The organism is Achromobacter mucicolens (assembly GCF_902859725.1).
Lineage (GTDB): Bacteria > Pseudomonadota > Gammaproteobacteria > Burkholderiales > Burkholderiaceae_B > Achromobacter > Achromobacter mucicolens.
In genome coordinates this window covers 190,727-213,463 of sequence record NZ_CADIJP010000008.1, presented here as the reverse complement: position 1 = coordinate 213,463, position 22,737 = coordinate 190,727, and the positions used below count along the sequence as shown (strand labels likewise).

Sequence of the window (22,737 nt, the reverse complement as noted above, 5' to 3'; positions counted from 1 at the left end):
GAAAGATGAAGACCCTTCCGTATCTGCGCAATTTCGACCTGACGGGACAGGTGGCGCTGGTGACCGGCTCGGCCCGCGGGCTGGGCTTTTGCATCGCGCGGGCGCTGGCCGGTTGCGGCGCGCGCGTGCTGATCAACGGCCGCAATGCCGATGCAGTCAATGCTGCGGTGACCGAGCTGACGGGCGCGGGCCTTGACGCGCATCCGCTGCCGTTCGACGTGGCCGACGACGCGGCGATGGCCGCGGCCTTCGAACGCATCGACCGCGAGCACGAGCGGCTGGACATCCTGGTCAACAACGTCGGCGCGCGCAACCGCAAGACGCTGCAGGACACCAGCCCGGCTGAAATCCGCGAACTGATCGACACCGATCTGGTGGCCGGTATGCTGCTGGCCAAGTTTGCGGCCGAGCGCATGATGCGCCAGGGCGGCGGCCGGTTGATTGCGATTACGTCGGTGGTGGGGGAGCTGGCGCGGGCGGGCGACGCGGTGTATCCAGCGGCCAAGCAGGGACTGACGGGGATGGTGCGCGCGCTGGCGGCGGAGTTTGGCGGGCATTACATCACCAGCAACGCCATCGCGCCGGGGACGTTTGCCACGGAGACCAATGCGGAGATGGTGGCGGACCCGCAGTTCGGGCCGCGCATCGCGGCGCGCAACCCGACTGGCCGGTGGGGCGAACCGGAAGAAATCGCCGGGGCGGCCGTGTTTCTGGCGTCACCCGCTGCGTCGTACGTGAACGGTCACGTGCTGGTGGTGGACGGCGGACTGTCGATTCAGTTTTGAAGACGGCCCTGCTCAGGTCGTCTCGTCCTGATACCAGACGCCTTCGGCCAGCATCATCTTCTGGTGGCCATGCCCGGCGGGCATCATCGGGAAGCAGTTTTCCTGCGCGGTGACCGCCACGTCCAGGAAGTACGGGCCATCGTGCGCCAGGCATTCGGCCAGCGCGGCGTCCAGCTTGGCCGGGTCATCCACGCGCGCCGCGCCCCAGCCGAAGGCGCGCGCCAGCGCCACGAAATCCGGCAGCGACGCGTTGTAGCTGTGGCTGTAGCGCCCGCCGTGGATCAGTTCCTGCCACTGGCGCACCATGCCCATGTAGCCGTTGTTGCACAGCACGACCTTCACGGGCGTCTCGTGCTGCATGGCGGTGGACAGTTCCTGGATGTTCATCAGCACCGACGCGTCGCCGCTGACGCAGACCACAGTCTTGTCCGGGTGCGCGACCTGCGCGCCGATGGCGGCCGGCACGCCGTAGCCCATCGTGCCCGCGCCGCCAGACGTCAACCAGCGGTTCGGACGGTCAAAGCGCAGGTATTGCGCCGCCCACATCTGATGCTGGCCCACGTCGGTCGAGACGATGGCGTCACGGTCCGCCAGCGCGGCGTTCAGGCGCGACATCAGGTGCTGCGGCAAGATGGCGTCGGGCGCGGGCGTGAAGCCCAGGCAGTCCTGCGCGCGCCAGGCGTCGATGCGCTTGAACCAGGGGGCCAGGCGCGCGGGCTCCAGCGCGGTGTCGCCCAGTTCGGCGCGCAGCGCCCGCACCAGCGGCAGGCAGTCGCCCACCAACGCCACGTCCACGCGCACCACCTTGTTGATCGAGGCGGGATCGATATCGATATGGATCTTGCGGGCGTGCGGGCAGAACTCGGACAGCTTGCCGGTGATGCGGTCGTCAAAGCGGGCGCCGATGCAGACGACGAGGTCCGAGTTGTGCATGGCGAGGTTGGCTTCGACCGTGCCGTGCATGCCCAGCATGCCCACGAATTGCGGGTCGGACGCGGGGAACGCGCCCAGGCCCATCAACGTCAGCGTGCAGGGCGCGCCGGTGTGGCGCACCAGGTCGGTGAACGCCTCGCAGGCCTCGGGACCGGCGTTCACCAGTCCGCCGCCGCCGTAGAAGATGGGACGCTTGGCCTGCGCGATCAGCGCGGCGGCGCGGCGCACGGCCGACTGCGGCAGCTTGGCCGCGAGCTTGCCCGACTGGCGGCGCGCGCGCAGCGCGGCCAGCTTGTGCTGCGACGGCGCATCCAGGCCATCGCCGCTGTCGCGCGGCACCGCAAGCTGCACGTCCTTGGGAAAATCCACCAGCACCGGGCCGGGACGGCCCTGGCGCGTCAGTTCAAAAGCACGGGCCGTCACGCCGGCCACGTCGTCCACCGCGCGGATCTGGGTGTTCCACTTGGTGACGGAGCGCGAGATGCCTATGGCGTCGCATTCCTGGAAGGCGTCGGTGCCGATGGCCGCCGTGGCCACCTGGCCGCTGATGCACAGCACCGGGATCGAATCGCACATGGCATCCAGGAGGCCCGAGGTCGTGTTCGCCATGCCGGGGCCGGAGGTCACGAACACCACGCCCGTGCGGCCGGTGGTGCGGGCGTAGCCCTCGGCGGCATGCACGGCGGCCTGCTCGTGGCGCACCAGCACGTGGCGCAGGCGCGGCTCGGCGTACAGGGCGTCGTACAAAGGCAGGACGGCCCCGCCCGGATAGCCGAAGACCGTGTCGACGCCGTGCGCAATCAGCGTGTCGAGCAAAATCTTCGCCCCGTTTTCAGGGGCGGTTTCGGTGGCGGCAAGCGCGGCGGCGGCGGTGGGGTGCAGGCGATCGTTCATGCTATCCATCTTATTGGGAGAACCGAAGAATTTTTATCTTCTTTTCCACGGATAACGGGCAGACGGAGTAAATTCATCTTTGATTTGGAGGAATCAAAGAAAATGAACCTCGACAAGTTCGACTTGGCCATTTTGAAGGTGCTGCAGGACAACGCGCGCGCCAGCCTGAACGACATCGGCGCGGCGGTCGGCCTGTCGTCCACCCCGTGCTGGAACCGCATCAAGCGCATGGAGAGCGCCGGGGTCATCCGCGGCTACACCGTGGACATCGATCCGGCCAGCCTGGGTTTCATGGACACGGTCATCGTCCACGTGACCCTGGAGAGCCACAGCGAAGAGACGCTGTATGAATTCGGCCGCGCGCTGGCGCAGATCCCCGAGGTGCTGGAGGCCTTCCTGGTGTCGGGCGACTATGACTATTACATCCGCATCGCCGTGCGCGACACCCGCGACTACGAGCGCCTCTTGCGCGAACAGCTCTACCGCATCCCGGGCATCCGGCACAGCAAGTCGTGCTTCGTGCTGCGCCGGCTGAAGGAAACCAAGCTGCCGCTGACGGGGCCGGCTGCGTAGGCGGCCCCCGCGTCCGGTTCTTTTAGCGCAGCACGTAGTCCACCGGCACCGCGGGCTCGGGCAAGGGGCGCACGCCCAGGCCTTCGAGCAGGTCGATCTCGATCACGCGGGCCAGCGCCGACAGCGGCAGGTCGTTCTCGTCCGCGCCGAAGGGGTCTTCCAGCTCGTCGCCCAGCGCGTCCAGGCCGAAGAACGTATAGGCGACGATGGTCACCGCGAGCGGCGTCAGGAACTCCAGCGTGCCCACCAACCCGAAGGGCAGCAGCAGGCAGAACAGCCACGCCGTGCGATGCAGGAGCAGCGAATAGGCGAACGGACAGGGCGTGAACTTGATGCGCTCGCAGGCCGCCTGGATGGCGGCGCACTGCGCCACGCGCTGGGTCAGGCCCTGGTACAGGATGTCGGTCAGCTCACCGCGCCGCAGGCAGGCCGCGAGATCCCGGTTGATGGCCAGGAGCAGGGCATCGGGCACGTTGCGGCAGCCGGCCAGCGAATCCAGCTCGTCCTGCTGCACCCACGGGCGCACCGCCTCGACCATGTCCTGCCCGCGAAGCCGCGCCGCCAGTCCGTAGCCGAATCCGATGCAGCGCCGCACCAGGCGCTCCTGCAAGGGATTGGCGGTGCTGGCCGCCAGCAGCACGGCGCTCTCGCGCGCCAGGCTGCGCGCCTGCACGACGAGGTCGCCCCATTGCTTGCGGGCTTCCCACCAGCGGTCATAGCAGACGTTGTTGCGAAAGCCCATGAAGACGGACAGGGCCAGCCCGAAGAGCGAGAACGGCACCGCGGTCAGATGCGCGGGCGAGAAGAACTGGCGGTGGTACATCCACACCACCACGCAGGAGAGCACCGTGATGACGATGATCCTGCTGAGGATGCGCGGAATGATGGAACCGCGCAGTACAAAGAACAGAGCCAGCGCGGAGGGCCGCGGACGGACGATCATGATGAATATCAAACAAGGGACAAGCCGGCGCTCACTATACGCCTGTGATCGCGCAAAGAGGCGGCCGATATAATTCTGTTTCGTCTCACGCCACCCGCGACCTTCAATGACCACCGAAGACACCCCGATCAAGCCCTGGTACGCAGTCCGCCGCTCCAAGCTGCACGGCAATGGCGTCTTCGCCGCCCGCAAGATTCCCGCGGGCACGCGCATCATCGAGTACGGCGGCAAGCGCATCAGCGCCAAGGAAGCCGACCGCCGCCACCCGACCAATCCGGACGATCCCTTCCACACCTTCTTCTTCGCGCTCAGCTCCGGCCGCGTGATCGACGGCGGCGACGAGGGCAACGACGCCCGCTGGATCAACCATTCCTGCCAGCCCAACTGCGAGGCGCAGGAAGGCAAGCACGGCAAGCGCGTCTACATCGTGGCGCTAGAGGACATCGCGCGCGGCACCGAGCTGTCGTACGACTACGGGCTGGTGCTGGATGGGCGCATCACCAAGGCGCTGAAAGAAGGCTACAAGTGCCTCTGCGGCACGCCGCCGTGCCGCGGCACGATGCTGGCGCTGCCCGCCAAGAAGGCGAAGAAAGCCGACAAGGAAGAGAAAGCGGAGAAGCCCGCCAAGGCCGAAAAGACCGCCAAAACCACCAAGACCGATAAGGGCCCCGCGACCAAAAAGGCCAGCGCCGCCGAGGCCTGACGGCAACACGGGGCCAGTCCCGCGCTTTCCGAAGACCACAACTGCAATAAGCATATTCAATCCCGTCCGGCGGACAGGCGTACAATCATTCGGTCGTTAACACGACATGCAGTACGTCTTCAGGGCGGGGTGCAATTCCCCACCGGCGGTATGCCATGCAATGTGGCGAGCCCGCGAGCGCCCGGCCAGCTATTTGGCCGGGGTCAGCAGACCTGGTGAGAAGCCAGGGCCGACGGTCATAGTCCGGATGAGAGAAGATGTGCCGGCACATACTCGGCTGCGCCGGGCGCGTTTGCGCCCCGCCTGGCCGTATTGCGTTCGGCTGTCGATTAGCCCTGAAACGTTTTTCGCCCAATCCTTTTGCGAGAGCGTTTCAATGTCCAACGTTGCCTTTACCCAGCAGTCCCCCCTTCCCAGCCTGGCATCCCAGCCCTTTGCCGCCCGCTTGCAGCGCGCGCTGCATCATCTGCGTCTTGGCCGTCCCGTCATCCTGATGGACGACTTTGACCGCGAAAACGAAGCCGACCTGATCGTGGCCGCCGACCGGCTGACCGTGCCCGTCATGGCGCAACTCATCCGCGATGGCAGCGGCATCGTCTGCCTGTGCCTGCCCGGCGAAACCCTGGACCGCCTGGAACTGCCGCCCATGGTCCAGCGCAACCAGAGCCGCTTTGCCACGGCCTTCACCGTGTCGATCGAAGCGCGCGAAGGCGTGAGCACCGGTGTGTCCGCCGTGGACCGCGTGACCACGATCCGCGCTGCCATCGCGCCGTCGGCGCAGGCCGACGACATCGTCAGCCCCGGCCACGTGTTTCCGCTGCGTGCGCAACCGGGCGGCGTGCTGACGCGCCGCGGCCACACCGAAGGCTCGGTGGACCTGGCCGTGCTGGCCGGGCTGCGTCCTGCGGGCGTGCTGTGCGAACTGATGAACGCCGACGGCACGATGATGCGCGGCGCGGCGCTGGAGCGCTACGCCGCCGAACAGGGCCTGGTGGCGCTGACCATCGCCGAACTGGCCGACCACCTGCAAAAGCTGCAGGACGGCCAGGCCGAAGCGATCGACGACGAGGTCCTGGAGATGGCGGCCACCGTCTGACCGGCCGCAACGGGTGGGGCCGCGCCATCGCAGCCCCGGTGCGGATGGCATAATCCGCGCAAATACTCGCTTTTGCCCCACCCATGACCGTCATCCCCCAGCCCCGGAAATCGCCGCGCCAACTCAGGTCCCAGCACACCGTCGACACCATCCTGCAGGCCACGGCTCACGTTTTGGCCACGCATGGCTATGCCGGCACCAACACGAACCTGATTGCGGAAACGGCCGGCGTGAGCGTGGGCTCGTTGTATCAGTACTTTCCGAACAAGAACGCGCTGATCGCCGCGCTGCATGACCGTCACGACAACCAGATGCTGGATGTGATCGACGACGTGTTGAACGGCAACCCGGCGGCCACGCTGCGCGAACGCGTGGGTGCAATCGTGCAAGCCATGCTGCACGCGCATCTGCTGGAGCCGGCGCTGCATCGCGTGCTGGAGCGGGAATTTCCGCTGTTTGACCAGCCGCACGAACACAGCCGCGCGGACCAGGACATTCACCGCCGCATGCGGCATCTCCTGGAATTGCACCGCGCCGAGATCGCGCAGGCGGACCGGGATCTGGCGACCTACGTGGTCCTGCGCATCATGGAATCGCTGGTGCACGCGGCCGCGCTGGAGCCGCCGGCGGGCTTCACGCCCAGGCAGCTGGAGGCCGCGGTGGTCGATGCAGTGATGGGGTATCTGGGCGCGCCAGCTGGCGCCGCCAAAAAGAGGAAGCCCGCGCGCGCCTAGCTGCTGGAATCAACCGTCAGCTGCGCGCCATGCTGGCCAGGCAGTCCGCCGGACCGCCATTCACGATGCGCGCGCTGCACGCCAGCATCAGGTTAAGGCTCAGGCCGAAGTCCTCGACGGTATGGCCCTGGGCGTCGACCATGCGCGATGCGCCGTCGTCGGCCGCCGCCCCCACCGCCACCTGATCGATCAGGCTGCCCGACTGGCCGGTATAGCCCCACACGGGTTTGCCGCAGGCAATGGCGTAACCCACCTCGAAGGCCGTGCCCGAATCGGGCTCGGCGCCACGAAACGGATTCAGGTTCGCCATCACCATGTCGGCGCGGCGGATCAGCGCGACGTTGGCGCGATAGATCCACTGCGCCAGCGCCTGTCCGGACAGGTCCGGCGGCGCCGCGTTGTCCAGCGGAAACACGCCCTCGAAACCGTAGGTGGCGCACAGCGTCTTGAGCCTTTCGCCGTGCGCCACGGCATCCGGAAGAAAGACGTCGAAACCCGCCAGATACACGCTGCGCATGGCCCTTACTCCGGATCGGCGACGTTGAAGGATTCGCCGGTGGCGAAGAAGGAGCCGCCGGCCACGTAATGCACCGAACGGCGCTCGTCGTCCGGAAAGTGCCAGCGGTTGCCCGAGAACACGTCCGGCGCCGCCCACGCGGCCACGACCTCGCCGATGAAAAGGTCGTAGGCCTGCTGATTGTGGGGTTCAGGAATGACCTTGCATTCCAGCCACCCGAGGCAGCCCTCGATAAGCGGCGCGCCGATCTTGCTGGCGGCAAACGTGGTCAGGCCGCTGGCCTGGAACTTGTCTTCGTCGCGCCCCGAGTGCGAGCCCACTTGCAGCGTGGCGTGCGCCTGCGCGCGCGACGGAATGCACAGCGCGAATTCGCCCGAGGCTTCGATGAGCTCGCGCGTCCAGGTGTTCTTGTCCACCACCACCAGCATCTTGGGCGGACTGAAGTCCAGCGGCATGGCCCAGGCCGCGGCCATCACGTTGCGGGCGCCGCCGTGCGCGCTGGTCACCAGCACGGTCGGGCCGTGGTTCAAAAGCAGATAGGCGCGTGGCAGGTCGACGGGTTCGATCATGGGCAGCCTAGAACATGCCGTTCTTGTTGGCGGGGTTCTCGGGGATTTCCTGGCTCACGTCCCAGTGTTCGACGATCTTGCCGCCTTCGAGGCGGAAGATGTCGACCACGGCCTGGCCGCGGTCTTCGGGCGAGTCGCGCCACAGGTTGTGGATCATGACGAGGTCGCCTTCGGCGATCACGCGCTTGATCTCGACGATGGCCTGCGGATGCTGCTCAAAGTAGCGCGGGAAAAAGTCGACCATCGGCCCGACACCGTCCTGCATGTACGGGTTGTGCTGGGTGTAATTCGGGCCGACGTACAGGCGCACCGCCTCGTCGATATCGCGGTCCTGGAACATCATGCGGAAGAACGCGACGGCAATTTCCTTGTTCGACTGCGGCGCGGCCGCAAGCGCCGGCGCAGCCGCCACGCAACTGGCGGCGACCAGCAGGCAGGCAGCCAAGGATTTCCACTTCATACGCATACAGGACTACTCAAATGACGCCGGCTGGCGGCCTGCCAGTTTACAAACAAACGCGGCGCAAGATCAGTATCCGACGGTATAGCGGCGGCGCGAATGCCGCGGCGTTTCGACTTCGTCGGCCAGGGCGATCGCGTAGTCTTCCATCGAAATCCAGCTCTTGCCCTCGTCGTCGGCCAGCAGATTGTCGTCGCCCACACGGAAGGATCCAGTGCGCTCGCCGGGCTCGAACATGGCCGAGGGCGACAGGAAGGTCCAGTTCAGCACCTTTTCCTGGCGCAGCGTGTCCAGGAACACGACGCCTGCGCGCGCCTCGGGCTTGTAGGCGTCCGGGAACTCGGGGGTGTCGATCAGCATCTTGCCGGGCGCAACCAGCAGGCTGCCCGCACCGCCCACCACCAACAGACGCGGCACGCCGGCGTTCTTCACGGCGGCCAGGAGGGGCTTGGCATCGGTGGACACGAAACGCGTGGCGCTGATGACGGCGTCGTGGCCGGTCAGGATCGGGGTCAGGCCTTCGGGATCGGTGGCATCGCCCTGGCGGACGGTCAGGCCCGGCTGCTCGTTAACGTCGGCCGGGTTGCGGGCGATGCCCGTCACCTGGTGGCCGCGCTTCAACAATTCGTCCGCCACGCGGGACCCCACGCGGCCGGTAATGCCGATCAATGCGATTTTCATGGTCTTGCTCCTGGGAGGAATGGGCCGGAAGCGGCCGCCGCACGATTGCGGCAGCACGGGCTTCGGCTCAGGCCAAGCCATACTATTCGGTCAAATCCGAACGAAAAACCCGCTAACCAGGAAGAGTTTGTTGCAACCCGTGCACCAATGGGTGCGAACCGGCCGCAGCGCGATATGACCGGACGCGCGCCGCACGCCGCGGCACGCGCAATCAGTGTGCGCCCGGCGGCCCCGCTTGAACAGGGGGCCGCTCCCGCGATCAGCGGGCGGCGCGTTGCGCCTGGTAGACCTGCAGGTGCGAATAAGCCACGCGCAGGTAGGTGGCGTCCACGCCCAGCGTGCGGGCGCGGCGGACCATGTCGCCGACGATGTGGTCCGCTTCCACGGGCAGGCCCTGGCGCAGGTCGCGGAACATGGAGGCGGTCATGGGCTGGGTGCGGTCGGACAGCAGCTTGCGCACGGTGGCATCCGCCTCGGGACGCACGGGATGGCCGGAGGCCGCGGCGACCGCCTGCGATTCCTGCAGCAGGCCGAGCAGGATGTCGACCCCGTCGTCGGTCGATGCGATCTCGCCCACCGAGCCGCGCATCAGGCAGGTGGCGGCGGCCAGCGTCGTCAGCATGACGTACTTTTCCCAGATGTCCTGGTAGATGTTTTCGCTCAGGCGGCTGACGTATTCGCCGCCCGCCAGCGCCTGCTCCAGCGCCACGCAGCGCTCGCTGCGCGCAGGACCGGCGCGTTCGCCGAACACCAGGTTGGCGTGTTTGCCCAGGTGGACCACTTCGCCTTCGGGACCGAGGGTGGCGTTGATCTGGCACAGACCGCCCAGCACGCGATGCGGCTCGAACTCGCGGTCCAGCACGTCGTACTGGAGCACGCCGTTCATGATGGGCAGCACGGCGGTGTCGGGACCCACGGCCGGCCGGATGGCCTCGATGGCGCTGTCCAGGTCGTAGGCCTTGCAAGACAAGACGACGATGTCGTAGCTGTCCTTCAGCGTCTGCTGCGTGACCAGCTTGGGGTGCAGCGTGGCATCGCCCAGCGGACTCTGGATGCGCAGTCCGTGTTCGCGGATGCGCGCGGCGCGCGGCTCGCGCACCAGGAACGTCACGTCCGCGCCGGCTTGCGCCGCGCGTCCGCCAAAGTATCCGCCGGTGCCGCCGGCGCCCAAGAACAACAACCGCATGCCTGTCTCCTGTTGACTGCCCGCGTCGGGCGCGGGCCGATGCGCGCATTATGCGCCCGGGTCTGGCGCGCCGCCCAGCGCCCGCCCCCCGAGGGGCCATGCGCCGGACGCTTCAGGCCTGCTGTTCGCGTTCGGCCCAGGCGTCGTAGCCGCCGCGCAGCGCCCAGATCTTGCGGTAGCCGGCCGCACGCAGCCGCGAGGCCAGCAGGGCGGCCGACACTTCATTCGGGCATGCGCAATAGACCACGATGTCGGAATCGATCGCGCCGGGATCGAGCGCGGGCAGCGGCTGCTTCAGGTCCACGGCCACGGCGCCCGGAATGCGTGCCGCGTCGCGCTGGGCCTCTGGCCGCACGTCGAAGACCAGCGCATTGCGTCCGCTCTGGCGCCACTGCATCAGCTCGTCCACCGACAGCCGCGGAATGACGCGCAGGCTGCGCAGCAGGATCTTGCGCCGCAGATAGCGGGCCACGATGTACACCGCCAGCACGGCCGCCAGCACCGCCAGCCCCATCGGGCCGTAGGTGCCCAGGATGTCGAGCACGTCGTTGACCACGCTGTGGAAAAGGCCGCCCAGCAACAGGGCCGAGCCCACCCAGATCAGCGCGCCGGCCAGGTCGTAGAGAAAGAAGCGGCGGTACGGCGTGTTGGTCAGCCCCGCCATGACGGTGGACAGCGCGCCCGCGCCCGGCAGGAACTTGCACACCAAGAGCGCGCGCACGCCGATGCGCAGGTACAGGCGCTGCGTCTGGCGGATGCACGAATCCTGCGACAGCGACACCTTGCAGACCACGCCCAAGAGTCGCGATCCGTAGCGCCGCCCGGCCCAGTACCACAGGCTGTCGGCGATGAGGCAGGCGGCGGTCGCGGCCAGAAGGGGCACAAGCCAGCCGGCGGCGCCGGCCAGCGCGCCGGCCGCGATGATCATGGGATAGGCGGGCACCGGCAGACCGGCCTGCTCGATGAGGACGTTGCCGAACACCAGCCACCCGCCGTACTGCTCGAGCAGCAATTGAATATCTTGCATGGGATTTCCAGCTTGCCGCGCGCGGCGCGGCTCATCCGCGGATTTTAGGCGCGCGGCTGCGCGCCGGGGCCATAGACCCTGCCCGCCGCGCGGCAACGGTCTGTTCCATTCACGCCCGGCATCCCCGCCCATGCCCCGCCTTCAGAGACGCGGCGCACCAATGTGGTGCCACGCTTCCCCGCCAGGGTGCCTATAATTCTGCCCGGCCATCAGGTTTGCCCGCCTTGTCGCGGGACTGCCCCGTGGCATACAAATTGCTTCGCCAGGACAGGCTGAGAACTCGACCATTCGGGCGGGTGCGCCGCCTGGCGCTCCCATCCGATGACCGAGCCCACGCCCCCGTTCACGCACGATCTGCCCGGCATGCCTGCCGGCCGCAGCGGCCTCCGTGCTGCGGGCGTCATCCCCCCTCATCTCCATTCCCTGTCCTTCCCCGCGTAGGAGTCACCTGCATGAAATCCCTTTCCCTTTCGACCGCCAGCGGCATCGCCCGCCGCGGCCTGCTCAAGCTGGCCCTGGCTGCAGCCGGCGCAACGCTGTTCTCGGGCGCGGCCCTGGCCCAGGCGCCCGCCAAGACCAAGGTCGCCGCCGTGTACACGGTGCCGGTCGAACAACAATGGGTATCGCGCATCCACAAGGCGCTGTCGGCCGCGCGCGACCGTGGCGACATCGACTACACGTTCTCGGAAAACGTCACCAACGCCGACTACGAGCGCGTGCTGCGCCAGTACGCTGAACAAGGCAACAAGCTGATCGTGGGCGAAGCCTTCGCCGTGGAAGCCGCCGCCCGCAAGGTCGCCAAGGACTATCCGCAGACCGCCTTCCTGATGGGTTCGTCGGGCAAGCCCCAGCAGCCCAACTTCTCGGTGTTCGACAACTACATCCAGGAACCGGCCTACCTGACCGGCATGATCGCCGGCGGCATGAGCAAGACCGGCAAGATCGGCCTGGTGGGCGGCTATCCCATCCCCGAAGTGAACCGCCTGATGCAGGCCTTCATCGAAGGCGCCAAGGAAATCAATCCGAAGGCTGAATTCACCGTGACCTTCATCGGCTCGTGGTTCGATCCCCCGAAGGCCAAGGAAGCCGCCTTCGCGATGATCGACAAGGGCGCGGACGTGCTGTACGCCGAACGCTTCGGCGTGTCGGACGCCGCCAAGGAGCGCGGCAAGCTGGCCATCGGCAACGTGATCGACACCCAGCCGCAGTACCCCGAGACGGTCGTCGCCTCGGCGCTGTGGAGCATGGAGCCGACCATCGACGAAGCCCTCAAGCAGGTCAAGGCCGGCACGTTCAAGGCCGACGACTTCGGCCAGTACTCGCTGATGAAGCACAAGGGCTCGTCGCTCGCGCCGCTGGGCACCTTCGAACAGAAGATCCCGGCCGACCTGATCGCCAAGGTCCGGGCCAAGGAAAAGGCCATCCTGGACGGCAGCTTCACCGTCAAGGTCAACGACAAAGAACCCAAGTCCTCGGCACGATGAATCAAGCGCCTCTCGCCCTGCAACTGACGGGGATCACCAAACGCTTCGGCAGCCTGACGGCCAACGACGATGTTTCGCTCACGCTGCGCCAGGGCGAAGTGTTGGCCTTGCTGGGCGAGAACGGCGCCGGCAAATCGACCCTGGTGTCGATCCTGTTCGGCCACTACGTGGCCGACGCCGGCAGTATCGAAGTCTTCGGCAAGCCCCTGCCCGCCGGCCGGCCCGACGCCGCGCTGGCGGCGGGCGTCGGCATGGTGCATCAGCATTTCACGCTGGCCGACAACCTCACCGTGCTGGACAACATCATGGTGGGCACCGAATCGCTCTGGAAGCTGGCCTCGGGCCGCGGCCAGGCCCGCAAGCGCCTCGTGGAACTGGGCCAGCGCTTCGGCCTGGGCGTGGACCCGGACGCGCGCGTGGGCACGCTGTCGGTCGGTGAAAAACAGCGCGTCGAAATCCTGAAGGCGCTGTACCGCGGCGCCCGGGTGCTAATCCTGGACGAGCCCACCGCCGTCCTCACGCCGCAGGAAGTACAGGACCTGTTCGCCACGTTGCGCGGCTTCGTCGACGAAGGACTGGCGGTCATCTTCATTTCGCACAAGCTGGACGAAGTGATGGCCGTGTCACGTCGCGTGGCCGTGCTGCGGCAAGGCAAGTTGGTCGCGGAACGCGAGACCGCGGGCACCAATCCCGCGGAACTGGCCGAACTGATGGTGGGCCGCAAGGTGGTCATGCCACGCGCCGAAGCCGCTTCGGCCGCCGAGCAGGCCGCACCCGTGGTGACGCTGTCCCAGGTCACCGTGCGCGACAGCCGCGATGGCGCGCCGCGCCTGGACAGCCTGGACCTCGTGGTCCACACGCATGAAATCGTGGCCATCGCCGGCGTGGCCGGCAACGGCCAACAGGCGCTGGTGTCGGTGCTGACCGGCCTGCGCCAGCCCTCGGACGGCACGATCCGGCTGGGTCCGGAACACGCCCCCGCACCCACCACGCCCGCCGGCTGGACCGCCGCGCGCGTGGGCCGCATCCCGGAAGACCGCCACGGCGAAGGCATGATCGGCGACAGCCCCTTGTGGGAAAACGCCATCGTCGAAGACCTGAAGGACAAGCGCTTCGCGCGTCATGGCCTGATCCGCGCCCGCGCGGGCAAGGCCTACGCGGCGTCGCTGGCCAAGCAGTTCGACGTCCGCGCCGCTTCGCTGGACGTGCGTACGCGCAGCCTGTCGGGCGGCAACATGCAAAAGCTGATCCTGGGCCGCACGCTGGCGCGCGAGCCGCGCTTCATCGTGGCCGATCAGCCCACCTGGGGCCTGGACATCGGCGCTGTCGCCTACGTGCGCGAGCAGCTTCTGGCCGCCCGCGCCCGCGGCGCCGGCGTGCTGCTGGTGTCCGAGGACCTCGAAGAGATCTTTGCCCTGGCCGACCGCATCGCCGTGCTGTGCGGCGGCAAGCTGGTCGCGGTCAAGCCGGTGGCCGAATGGACGCCGGCCACCGTCGGCCTGGCCATGACGGGAACCCGGGCGTGACGGTGCGAACCGTGCCGCCCGGTTTTCTTCACTTTTGAGCATCCCATGAAACTGATCCTGGAACGCCGCCCCGAGCCCAGCCGCCTTGCGCTGGCATTGGCGCCCATCGCGGCCATCCTCTTTACGCTGGCGGTCTGCACGCTGCTGGTGGCTTGGGCGGGCGCCCCCGTCGGCCGCACTTACGCGCTGCTGTTCGAGGGCGCGTTCGGCACACGCTTCGCGCTGTCCGAAACCCTGACGCGCGCCACGCCGCTGATGCTGACGGGCCTTGCCTGTGCCGTGGCCTTTCGCGCCCGCTTCTACAACATCGGCGCCGAAGGGCAGCTCTATCTGGGCGCGCTGGCGGCGGTGGCCGTGGGCGGCCTGCACGACGGGACGGGCTTTGACCTGCCGGTGCCGGTACTGTTTGGCGGCATGATGCTGGCCGCGGCGCTGGCCGGCGCCTTGCTGCTGCTGATTCCGGCCATCATGAAAACCCGCCTGGGCGTCGACGAAGTGGTGACCACGCTGCTGGGCAACTTCATCGTGCTGCTGTTCGTGTCGATGATGCTGGACGGCCCGATGAAGGATCCGATGGCGATGGGCTGGCCGCAATCGGTGGCGCTGAACGGCGACCTGGAATTGGGCAAGCTCATCGAACGCACGCGCGCCCACACGGGCCTGTTGTGGGCCGCCGGCCTGGCGCTGGGCCTGTGGCTGCTGAACCGCTACACCGTCTTTGGCTTTCAGATGCGCGCGGTGGGCGCCAACGCTCATGCGTCACGCTTTCTGGGCCTGCCGGTGAACCGCGTGATGCTGGGCACCGCCATGCTGTCCGGCGCGCTGGCCGGTCTGGCCGGCGCCATTGAAGTCGCGGGGCGCACCAGCTACGTCACGCTGGATATGTCGCCGGGTTACGGCTACACGGGCGTCGTCGTCGCCATGCTGGCCGGCCTGCATCCGCTGGGCGTGATCCTGGCCAGCATCTTCGTGGCCGGCATGCTGGTCGGCGCCGACAGCATGAGCCGCGCCATCGCGGTGCCCAACTACATCGCCGACGTCATCGTCGCCACTTCGCTGCTCGCCATGCTGGTCGCGACGCTATTCGCGCAGTACCGCCTGCGCCGCAACAAGGCTTGAGGAGCACGCCATGGAATGGATGGATCTGATGAGTTCCTCGGCGTTCTGGGTGGCCGTGCTGCGCCTGGCCACGCCGCTGATTCTGGGCACGCTGGGCGTGCTGCTGTGCGAGCGCGCCGGCGTCTTGAACCTGGGCATCGAGGGCATCATGGTGGCCGGCGCCTTCACCGGCTGGCTGGTCGTTTACCTGGGCGCGCCGCTGTACGTGGGCGTGCTGGCCGCCGCGCTGGCCGGCGCCGTGTTCGGCCTGCTGCACGCCGTGCTGACGGTGCCGCTGGGCCTGTCGCAGCACGTCTCGGGCCTGGGCGTGACGCTGCTGGCCACCAGCCTCAGTTACTTTGCCTACCGCGTCACGTTCCCCAGCGTGTCCGCACCGCCGACGATCACCCCATTTGCCGAAATGAAGTTCCTGGACGGGATTCCGCTGATCGGCCCCGTGCTGGCCGGACAAACGCCCATGACGCTGATCGCGCTGGCCGCCGTGCCGATCCTGGCCTGGGTGCTGAACCGCACGCCGGTGGGGCTGGCCGTGCGCATGGTGGGCGAGAACCCCGCCGCCGCCGAAGGCCAGGGCCTGTCGGTGACGCGCCTGCGCATCGGCGCTATCGTGGCGGGATCGGCGCTGATGGGCGTGGCGGGCAGCTTCCTGACGCTGGCCGCGTTCAACGCGTTCTTCTTCAACATGGTCAACGGCCGCGGCTGGGTCTGCGTGGCGCTGGTGGTGTTTGCGTCGTGGCGGCCCGGCAAGGCGCTCCTGGGCGCGCTGATCTTCGCGTTCTTCGACGCGCTGCAACTGCGCCTGCAACAAGGCGGCGCGGCGCTGCCGGGCATGCCCGAACTGCCGTATCAGGTGTATCTGATGCTGCCCTACATCCTGTCCATCCTGGCCCTGGTATTCATGGCGCGCCGCGCCGCCTACCCGCAGGCCTTGATGAAGCCCTACCGCAAGGGCGAACGGTGACGGGACGACATGACGCCACTGACATTCTTCGCAAGGAACACGCATGCTTGACCTGATTCTTAAGCACTGCACGCTGCCCGACGGCCGCACCAACATCGACATCGGCGTGGCCGATGGCCGCATCGCCGCGCTGGAACCGGCCCTGAAGGCCGAGGCCGCGCAGACGGTGGACGCCGCCGGTCAACTGGTGAGCTCGCCCTTCGTCGACGCGCATTTCCACATGGACTCCACGCTGTCCTTTGGCCTGCCGCGCGTGAACCAGTCGGGCACGCTGCTCGAAGGCATCGCGCTGTGGGGCGAGCTCAAGCCGCTGCTCACGCAGGAAGCGCTGGTCGAACGCGCGCTGGCCTATTGCGACTGGGCCGTGGCGCGCGGGCTGCTGGCCATCCGCTCGCACGTGGATGTCTGCGACCCCCGCCTTTTGGCAACGGAAGCGCTGCTGCACGTGCGCGAAAAGGTCAAACCCTACCTGGACCTGCAACTGGTCGCCTTCCCGCAGGACGGCGTGCTGCGCGCGCCCGGGGCGCTGGACAACCTGAAGCGCGCGCTGAACATGGGCGTGGACGTGGTGGGCGGCATTCCGCACTTCGAGCGCACCATGCAGGACGGCGCCGAATCCGTGCGCATCCTTTGCGAACTGGCGGCCGAACGCGGCCTGCGCGTGGACATGCACTGCGACGAAAGCGACGATCCCCTGTCGCGCCATATCGAGACGCTGGCCTATCACACGCAGCGCCTGGGCCTCTCCGGCCGCGTGACGGGGTCGCACCTGACCTCCATGCACTCGATGGACAACTACTACGTGTCCAAGCTGATCCCGCTGATCCGCGAAGCCGGCGTGTCCGCGATTGCCAATCCGCTCATCAACATCACGCTGCAGGGCCGCCACGACACGTATCCGAAGCGCCGCGGCATGACGCGCGTGCCCGAGCTGATGGCGGCCGGCGTGCCGGTCGCCTTCGGCCACGACTGCGTGATGGACCCGTGGTACAGCCTGGGTTCAGGCGACATGCTGGAAGTCGCGCACATGGGGCTGCACGTGGGCCAGATGACGGGGCAGGACGCGATGCGCGCCTGTTTTGAAGCGGTGACGACCACGCCCGCCAAGATCCTGGGCCTGGACGAGACGGGCCTGGCGGTCGGCAAGCGCGCCGACCTGGTGCTGCTGCAGGCGCGCGACGCGGTCGAGGCATTGCGCCTGCGCGCCACGCGCCTGATGGTGCTGCGCGCGGGCAAGGTGGTGGCAACCACGCCGCCGGCCACCGCCACGCTGCACCTGCCGGGCCGCCCCGGCGAAGTCAGCTTTCAGACGTCGGCCCGCTGACGTAAGCGGGCTGCGCCGCGGCCGTCACGATAATCTCCACCAGCATGTCGGGCGAGGCCAGCTTGGCCTCGCAGGTGGCGCGGGTGGGCATCGCTTTCGGCAACGCCCACTCGGCCCACACGGCGTTCATGCCGGCAAAGTCGCGCGCGATGTCCTTGAGCCAGATCTGCACGGACAGCAGCTGCGACTTGTCGGTGTTCGCCTGCTTCAGATAGCCGTCGATCTTGGCCAGCACGTCGCGCGTCTGGGCCTCGATGCCGCCCTCCGCGGTCGAAGTCACCCCCGCGATATAGACGGTGTCGCCGTGAATCACGATGCGGGACAGGCGCTCGTTGGTTTCCCTGCGCACGATATCGTTCATTCGTCTTGCTCCTTGGTCGATGGGGCGGATGCCATGCCGGCATCCGAAAAACGTTCAATCCGGAATGGCGCGATCGGCAGGTCCGTCGCGCCGGTCGTGATCAGGTCGGCCATGATGCGGCCCACGATGGGCCCCAGCTCGAAGCCGTGCGCCGAAAATCCGAAGGCGTGAAAGGCGGTCTCATGCCGGCTGCTGCGCCCGATCACGGGTATCTCGTCGGGCATGGCCGCCTCGATGCCCGCCCAGCCGCGGTTCACGATGGCGTCGCGCATGTGCGGGAAAAGGTCAACCACCGTGCGCGCGCCCTCGGCCAGCGAGCGGAAATCCAGTTCGGTCCATTCGGCATCCCGGTCCACCCAGGCACGCCGGCCCCCGCCGATCAGCACGGTGCCATTGGTGCGCTGCTTGAACGACAGCGCACGGCCCGTGCCCAGCACCACGGGATCCAGAAAGTGATCCATGCGCAGCGTGACGAGCATCATCGGACTGATGGGTAGCAGCGGCACCGGCTCGCCCCATTGCGCGGCGATGCGATCCGCCCACGCGCCGGCGCAGTTCAGCACCTGCGGCGCGGTGTACACGCCGTCATCCGTCTGCACGCGCCATTGCCCGTCCTGCCGCGCCACGCTTTGCACGCGCACGCCTTCCAGAAAGCGCGCGCCCAGGCTGGCGGCCTTCATGCGAAAGGCGAGGGTGGTGCGGTAGGGATCGGCCGCCGCGTCTTCGCGCGCGATCAGGCCGCCCTGCACGGTGGGCGCGATGGCGGGAATCAGATCCAGCAGGTCTTCACGCGTTATCCACTGCTCGTGGGTGTAGCCGTGATCGGTCATGGTCTTGAGCCGCGCGCGCAGCGTTTCGGCATCCGCCGCGTTCTCGGCGACGCGCACCTGCCCGTGCTGCTCAAAGCCGCAATCGTCATCCACCAGTTCGCCGATGCGATACCAGATCTCGCGCGAGGCCAGCGCCAGCGGCACTTCGGCCAGATGGCGCGACAGCGTGCGCACGCCGCCCGCATTGACGCCGGAAGCGTGACGCCCCACGTAGTTCTTTTCGATGACCAGCGCGCGCACGCCGGCGCGCGCCAGATGCAGCGCGGCCGAGCTGCCGTGCAGCCCGCCGCCGATGATGATGACTTCAGCCGCCCGCGGGTGAACGGTCATGGTGTCCACCCGTCATTTCTTCAGGCGGACGACGGCCTGGCGCGAATCGTCGGTCTGGGGCAGCGAGGCCAGTTCGCCCAGCGTGAGCGGCTTGGTCGGAAAGCGCAGCCGGTAATAGCCCACTTCCTCTGTCGGCACGCCGCGTTCCTCGGCAATGATTTCCGACACCGTCAGGCCGCAGAAGCGGCCCTGGCACGGACCCATGCCGCAGCGCAGGAAGGCCTTCATCTGGTTCGGCCCGCTGCACCCCAGCTTGACGGTCTCGCGCACCTGCGCGGCGGTCACTTCCTCGCAGCGGCACACGATGGTGTCGCCCGTGGGCCGCCGGAACGCCTCCGGCGCCTTGTAGAGCGTGTCGAAGAATTCGCGGCCGCGCACGGCCTGCGCCAGCGCCGCGCGCGGCGCGGCCGCTTCGCTGTCGCGCTTCTCCGCATCGATGCGGCCCAGCAGATGCGCGGCCTGCAGCGCGGCCAGCCGGCCGCGATGCTCGGCGGCCAGCGCCCCGGCGATGCCCGCGCCGTCACCCGCCATGCCGACGCCGTCCACCCCCGTCGTGCCCCATTCGTCGACTTCAGGCTCCCAACAGTCCAGCGCGTCGTTCCAGCGATGCGCCACGCCCACCGCGCGCGACAGGTTCACGTTGGGCACCACGCCCTGGTGCAGCATCAGCTGATCGGCGGGCAACGTCTTGGTGACGCCGCCAGCCGTGTAACGCACGCTTTGCAGCTTGCCGTCGCCCAGCGCTTCCAGCGCCGTCACGCCCTTGACGATGGGCACGGCGGCCTTGACCGCGCGCAGCAGTTTCAGTCCCTTGCCCAGATACGGCGAGCGCAGAAAGCCCCAGACCTTGGGCAGCGCCTGTCCCATGCGTCCCGGCGGCGTGGTTTCCAGCAGCGCGTCGACCTTCACGCCCGCATTCAGGTATTGCCAGGCCACCAGGTACAGCAGCGGCCCGCAACCGGCCAGCACGGTGCGATCGGACGGCACGACGCCGGATGATTTCAAGAGGATCTGCGCTGCGCCCGCGGTGATGACGCCCGGCAGCGTCCAGCCCGGAATCGGGAAGGGCCGCTCCTGCGCGCCGGTGGCCAGCAGCAGGCGGCGCGCGTGCACGATGCGCGCCTCGCCCGCCACCGAGTACGCGACCTCGAAACCGTCGGCCGGCTCGGGCGCGGTACGCTGCGCCACGGCCCAGACGGTCGCCCCCGGCACGTAGCGCGCGCCCGACTGCTGGAACGGCGGCACCAGCGTCGCGCCGTGCCAGTAGTCTTCACCCAGGATGCCGCGGTTGGTAACCGGGGTGGTGGTAATGGCGCGGTAGATCTGGCCGCCAGGCGCGGGCTGCTCATCGAGCAGCATGGTGTCCACGCCCAGGTTCGCGGCCAGCGTCGCGGCCGCCAAACCGGCCGGGCCGGCGCCCACCACCAGCAAATCGCATTGCATCGTGTCGATCATGCCTGCACCTTGCGCGCGCCCAACTGGCGCTCGATCTTCATTCCTTCCCGCACGGGCGTCATGCAGCCCTGCTGGTTCGCTTGTCCGTCGATGGTGACCAGGCAGTCGTAGCACACGCCCATCATGCAGTAGGGGCCACGTGGCACCTCGTTGACGGCCGTGTCGCGGCAGGCCTGCACGCCGCCCGCAAAGAGCGCCGCCGCCACGCTGTCGCCCTGGCGGCACAGCATTTCGGCGCCATTGACCGTTACCCGCACCGGCGCGCCCTGCGCCTGCCGCTGCGCCTCGTCAAGCCGCTTGAACATGAAACCTCCGGGTCGAGAAGGGCGCCATGTCGTCGGCCAGCTTGCCGGCGGCGATCATGGGCGCCAAGTTGAGCGCGTGCGCGGCGGCGAGCGTCACGCCGCTGTGACAGGTGGCGACGAAGGCCCCCGGGCACGTTTCGGATTGCTGATAGATCGGAAAGCCGTCCTTGGACATGACGCGCAGCGCCGCCCAGCTGCGGACCACGCGCACGTCCCGCAGCGCGGGCAGCGTGCGCACGGCGCGGTCGGCAAGCGTGCCCAGGATCGGCAGGCCAACCAGGTTGTCCACATAGCCGGCCTCTTCCTGCGAATCGCCGATGAGCCACGTGCCTTCGTCGGTCTGGCGCAGTGTGGACAACGGCGTCTCCAGCATGCGGCGCGTGCGCTCCAGCACGACGATCTGGCCGCGCTGCGGCCGCACCGGAACGTCAAGACCGACTTGCTCGCCAAGCTGCTTGTTGGACAGCCCCGAGGCCAGCACCACCTTGTGCGCGCGCACCGTGCCGCCGGGCGTGGCGATTTCAAACACGCCGTCACGCAGGCGGATGCTCTGCGCCGGCCGCTGCGGCAGGTAATCCACAACCCGCTGTGCAAAACTCATGTGCAGCGCGCGCAGCAGCTTGAGCGGGTTGGCGATGCCGTCCACCGGCGTCCACGTCGCGCCGCGTACGTCGGGTCCGATGCCCGGCACCAGGTCCGCGACCTCGGCGCGATCCAGCATCTTCCATTCGTACTGCGCCATGCCCGGCTGCGCCAGCAGCGTGTTCATGAAACGCGTGCGCGCCTCGACCTCTTCGTCGCTCAGGAGCGCGTGCAGGCCGCCGCGCTGCTCCAGGTGCACGTCGACCCCGGTCTCTTCCTGCAGCAGGGCGGCAAGCCGGGGCCAGCCGGTGGCCGACGTCATCGTCCACACGCCGTAGCGTGGCAGGCCCATGCCCTTGCTCTGCACCCACACCAGACCAAAGTTTCCGCGCGAGGCCCGGTAGGCCACGTCGCCTTCGTCCAGCACGGCCACGTGGTCCAGTTCGCGGCGCAGCCCGTAGGCCACCGCCGATCCGACCAGACCGCCCCCGATCACCGCTGCATCGTAGATGCCGCGGTGCACGGGCGCGCGCGGCGCCAGTTCTTTCTCTTCCGTCATCAGCGTCCCTTTCCTACAAACAGCTTCTCCAGGCCGACCGCGCGGTCCAGGATGAATATGGCAATGATCGTCACGTAGATCAGCACCGCCGACACAGCCGTCACCAGCGGATCGATGGTGTCTTCGATATGCAGGAAGATGCGCACCGGCAGCGTCGTGGTGGACGGCGAGGCGATGAAGATCGACATCGTCAGCTCATCGAAGCTGGTGATGAACGCGATCACCCAGCCGCTGACCACGCCCGGCAGCAAGAGCGGCAGCACCACGCGCCGAAATGCCGTCCAGTTGGAGGCGCCCAGCGATTGCGCCGCGCGCTCCAGCGCCGGATCGATGCCCGTTGCCGAGGCCAGCACCAGCCGCAGCGCATACGGCATGACCAGAATCACGTGCGCCACGACCAGGCCGAAGTACGTGCCGGCCAGGTCCACGGTCGTGAAGAACTTCAGGAACGCCAGGCCTAGCACCACGTGCGGAATCATCAGAGGCGACAGGAAGAACGCCACCAGCGCTTCGCGGCCCGTGAAGCGGTTGCGCGCGATCGCCAATGCGCTGGGCACGGCCAGTCCGATGGCCAGCGTGGCCGACAGCGTGCCCAGGCCCAGGCTGAACCAGAACGCGTCGACAAAGCGCGGGTTGTCCAGGATGGCGCGGAACCAGCGCAGCGACAGCCCGCCCGAGGGCAGCGAAATAAAGCCTTCGGACGTGAACGCCACCGCGCACACCATGACGATGGGCGCCAGGATGAACAGGATGAACAGCGTGTGGAAGACGAGGCCGAGGGGGCCGTTGCGAAATTGCAT

At 67.9% G+C, this 22,737-nt stretch carries 24 protein-coding genes and 1 riboswitch; of the genes, 10 read left to right on the top strand and 14 right to left on the bottom strand.

Going from position 1 to position 22,737, the window contains the following annotated elements; all coding sequences use genetic code 11:
* Positions 1-5 precede the first annotated feature (5 nt).
* Positions 6-785 carry an SDR family oxidoreductase gene (locus tag HV786_RS12520; protein ID WP_128829807.1) on the top strand — a complete coding sequence of 260 codons (780 nt, stop codon included), beginning with the start codon at positions 6-8 and terminating at the stop codon, positions 783-785.
* A gap of 12 nt (positions 786-797) precedes the next feature.
* Here HV786_RS12520 and ilvB read toward each other — a convergent pair whose 3' ends face one another.
* Positions 798-2,621, bottom strand: a complete 1,824-nt coding sequence (gene ilvB, locus HV786_RS12515; protein WP_175210998.1) for a biosynthetic-type acetolactate synthase large subunit — start codon at positions 2,619-2,621, stop codon at positions 798-800.
* 93 nt (positions 2,622-2,714) lie between these two features.
* Here ilvB and HV786_RS12510 point away from each other — a divergent pair, with 93 nt between their 5' ends.
* Positions 2,715-3,185, top strand: a complete 471-nt coding sequence (locus tag HV786_RS12510) for an Lrp/AsnC family transcriptional regulator (RefSeq protein WP_076518156.1) — start codon at positions 2,715-2,717, stop codon at positions 3,183-3,185.
* Positions 3,186-3,207: 22 nt separating this feature from the next.
* Here HV786_RS12510 and HV786_RS12505 read toward each other — a convergent pair whose 3' ends face one another.
* Positions 3,208-4,128, bottom strand: a complete 921-nt coding sequence (locus HV786_RS12505) for a bestrophin family protein (RefSeq protein ID WP_056327692.1) — start codon at positions 4,126-4,128, stop codon at positions 3,208-3,210.
* A gap of 106 nt (positions 4,129-4,234) precedes the next feature.
* Here HV786_RS12505 and HV786_RS12500 point away from each other — a divergent pair, with 106 nt between their 5' ends.
* The 3 genes from HV786_RS12500 to HV786_RS12490 all read left to right on the top strand — a co-directional run bounded on the left by HV786_RS12500 (position 4,235) and on the right by HV786_RS12490 (position 6,661).
* On the top strand, positions 4,235-4,831 hold the full coding sequence (locus tag HV786_RS12500; protein ID WP_128829697.1) for an SET domain-containing protein: 597 nt from the start codon (positions 4,235-4,237) through the stop codon (positions 4,829-4,831).
* A 111-nt stretch (positions 4,832-4,942) separates the two neighbouring features.
* Positions 4,943-5,094, top strand: a riboswitch (FMN riboswitch).
* A 113-nt stretch (positions 5,095-5,207) separates the two neighbouring features.
* Positions 5,208-5,927: a 3,4-dihydroxy-2-butanone-4-phosphate synthase gene (ribB, locus tag HV786_RS12495; protein WP_056327690.1), complete on the top strand. Its 720-nt coding sequence runs from the start codon at positions 5,208-5,210 to the stop codon at positions 5,925-5,927.
* A gap of 83 nt (positions 5,928-6,010) precedes the next feature.
* A complete protein-coding gene (locus HV786_RS12490; protein ID WP_062839343.1) occupies positions 6,011-6,661 on the top strand; it encodes a TetR/AcrR family transcriptional regulator in 651 nt (216 codons plus the stop codon).
* Between the two features lie 16 nt (positions 6,662-6,677).
* Here HV786_RS12490 and HV786_RS12485 read toward each other — a convergent pair whose 3' ends face one another.
* The 6 genes from HV786_RS12485 to HV786_RS12460 all read right to left on the bottom strand — a co-directional run bounded on the left by HV786_RS12485 (position 6,678) and on the right by HV786_RS12460 (position 11,101).
* On the bottom strand, positions 6,678-7,178 hold the full coding sequence (locus tag HV786_RS12485; protein ID WP_128829696.1) for a nucleoside 2-deoxyribosyltransferase: 501 nt from the start codon (positions 7,176-7,178) through the stop codon (positions 6,678-6,680).
* Positions 7,179-7,183: 5 nt separating this feature from the next.
* The gene (locus HV786_RS12480) at positions 7,184-7,747 is read right to left on the bottom strand and encodes a flavin reductase family protein (protein WP_420809639.1); all 564 of its coding nucleotides are present in this window, start codon (positions 7,745-7,747) and stop codon (positions 7,184-7,186) included.
* A gap of 7 nt (positions 7,748-7,754) precedes the next feature.
* Entirely contained in the window at positions 7,755-8,213 is a 459-nt protein-coding gene (locus HV786_RS12475; protein ID WP_056327686.1) for a nuclear transport factor 2 family protein, read from the bottom strand.
* Between the two features lie 63 nt (positions 8,214-8,276).
* Positions 8,277-8,888 carry an NAD(P)-dependent oxidoreductase gene (locus HV786_RS12470; protein ID WP_062839340.1) on the bottom strand — a complete coding sequence of 204 codons (612 nt, stop codon included), beginning with the start codon at positions 8,886-8,888 and terminating at the stop codon, positions 8,277-8,279.
* A 259-nt stretch (positions 8,889-9,147) separates the two neighbouring features.
* Positions 9,148-10,074: a 2-dehydropantoate 2-reductase gene (gene panE / locus HV786_RS12465; protein WP_062839339.1), complete on the bottom strand. Its 927-nt coding sequence runs from the start codon at positions 10,072-10,074 to the stop codon at positions 9,148-9,150.
* Positions 10,075-10,186: 112 nt separating this feature from the next.
* Positions 10,187-11,101, bottom strand: coding sequence for a DedA family protein/thiosulfate sulfurtransferase GlpE (locus HV786_RS12460; protein ID WP_175210996.1), 915 nt, complete (start codon positions 11,099-11,101; stop codon positions 10,187-10,189).
* A gap of 452 nt (positions 11,102-11,553) precedes the next feature.
* Here HV786_RS12460 and HV786_RS12455 point away from each other — a divergent pair, with 452 nt between their 5' ends.
* The 5 genes from HV786_RS12455 to HV786_RS12435 are packed head-to-tail and all read left to right on the top strand — an operon-like array spanning position 11,554 to position 17,515.
* On the top strand, positions 11,554-12,585 hold the full coding sequence (locus HV786_RS12455; RefSeq protein ID WP_128829323.1) for a BMP family protein: 1,032 nt from the start codon (positions 11,554-11,556) through the stop codon (positions 12,583-12,585).
* On the top strand, positions 12,582-14,111 hold the full coding sequence (locus tag HV786_RS12450) for an ABC transporter ATP-binding protein (RefSeq protein ID WP_175210994.1): 1,530 nt from the start codon (positions 12,582-12,584) through the stop codon (positions 14,109-14,111). The genes HV786_RS12455 and HV786_RS12450 overlap by 4 nt, the downstream gene beginning before the upstream one ends.
* A gap of 45 nt (positions 14,112-14,156) precedes the next feature.
* Positions 14,157-15,230: an ABC transporter permease gene (locus HV786_RS12445; RefSeq protein ID WP_063953565.1), complete on the top strand. Its 1,074-nt coding sequence runs from the start codon at positions 14,157-14,159 to the stop codon at positions 15,228-15,230.
* A 10-nt stretch (positions 15,231-15,240) separates the two neighbouring features.
* Positions 15,241-16,191 (top strand): ABC transporter permease, encoded by a 951-nt coding sequence (locus tag HV786_RS12440; RefSeq protein WP_128829695.1) that lies wholly within the window; start codon positions 15,241-15,243, stop codon positions 16,189-16,191.
* A gap of 43 nt (positions 16,192-16,234) precedes the next feature.
* Entirely contained in the window at positions 16,235-17,515 is a 1,281-nt protein-coding gene (locus HV786_RS12435; RefSeq protein ID WP_175210992.1) for an amidohydrolase family protein, read from the top strand.
* On the opposite strand, the gene HV786_RS12430 is transcribed toward HV786_RS12435, so the two are convergent.
* The 6 genes from HV786_RS12430 to HV786_RS12405 are packed head-to-tail and all read right to left on the bottom strand — an operon-like array spanning position 17,490 to position 22,737.
* On the bottom strand, positions 17,490-17,876 hold the full coding sequence (locus tag HV786_RS12430; protein ID WP_128829694.1) for a RidA family protein: 387 nt from the start codon (positions 17,874-17,876) through the stop codon (positions 17,490-17,492). The two genes, HV786_RS12435 and HV786_RS12430, sit on opposite strands and share 26 nt — an antisense overlap.
* Positions 17,873-19,036, bottom strand: a complete 1,164-nt coding sequence (locus tag HV786_RS12425) for an NAD(P)/FAD-dependent oxidoreductase (protein WP_128829693.1) — start codon at positions 19,034-19,036, stop codon at positions 17,873-17,875. Before HV786_RS12425 ends, HV786_RS12430 begins: the two co-directional genes overlap by 4 nt.
* Before the next feature lie 12 nt (positions 19,037-19,048).
* On the bottom strand, positions 19,049-20,491 hold the full coding sequence (locus tag HV786_RS12420; RefSeq protein WP_175210990.1) for an FAD/NAD(P)-dependent oxidoreductase: 1,443 nt from the start codon (positions 20,489-20,491) through the stop codon (positions 19,049-19,051).
* Positions 20,488-20,796: a (2Fe-2S)-binding protein gene (locus HV786_RS12415; protein WP_056327675.1), complete on the bottom strand. Its 309-nt coding sequence runs from the start codon at positions 20,794-20,796 to the stop codon at positions 20,488-20,490. The genes HV786_RS12420 and HV786_RS12415 overlap by 4 nt, the downstream gene beginning before the upstream one ends.
* Positions 20,780-21,937, bottom strand: a complete 1,158-nt coding sequence (locus HV786_RS12410; RefSeq protein ID WP_175210988.1) for an NAD(P)/FAD-dependent oxidoreductase — start codon at positions 21,935-21,937, stop codon at positions 20,780-20,782. Before HV786_RS12410 ends, HV786_RS12415 begins: the two co-directional genes overlap by 17 nt.
* Positions 21,937-22,737 carry an ABC transporter permease gene (locus HV786_RS12405; RefSeq protein WP_128829692.1) on the bottom strand — a complete coding sequence of 267 codons (801 nt, stop codon included), beginning with the start codon at positions 22,735-22,737 and terminating at the stop codon, positions 21,937-21,939. Before HV786_RS12405 ends, HV786_RS12410 begins: the two co-directional genes overlap by 1 nt.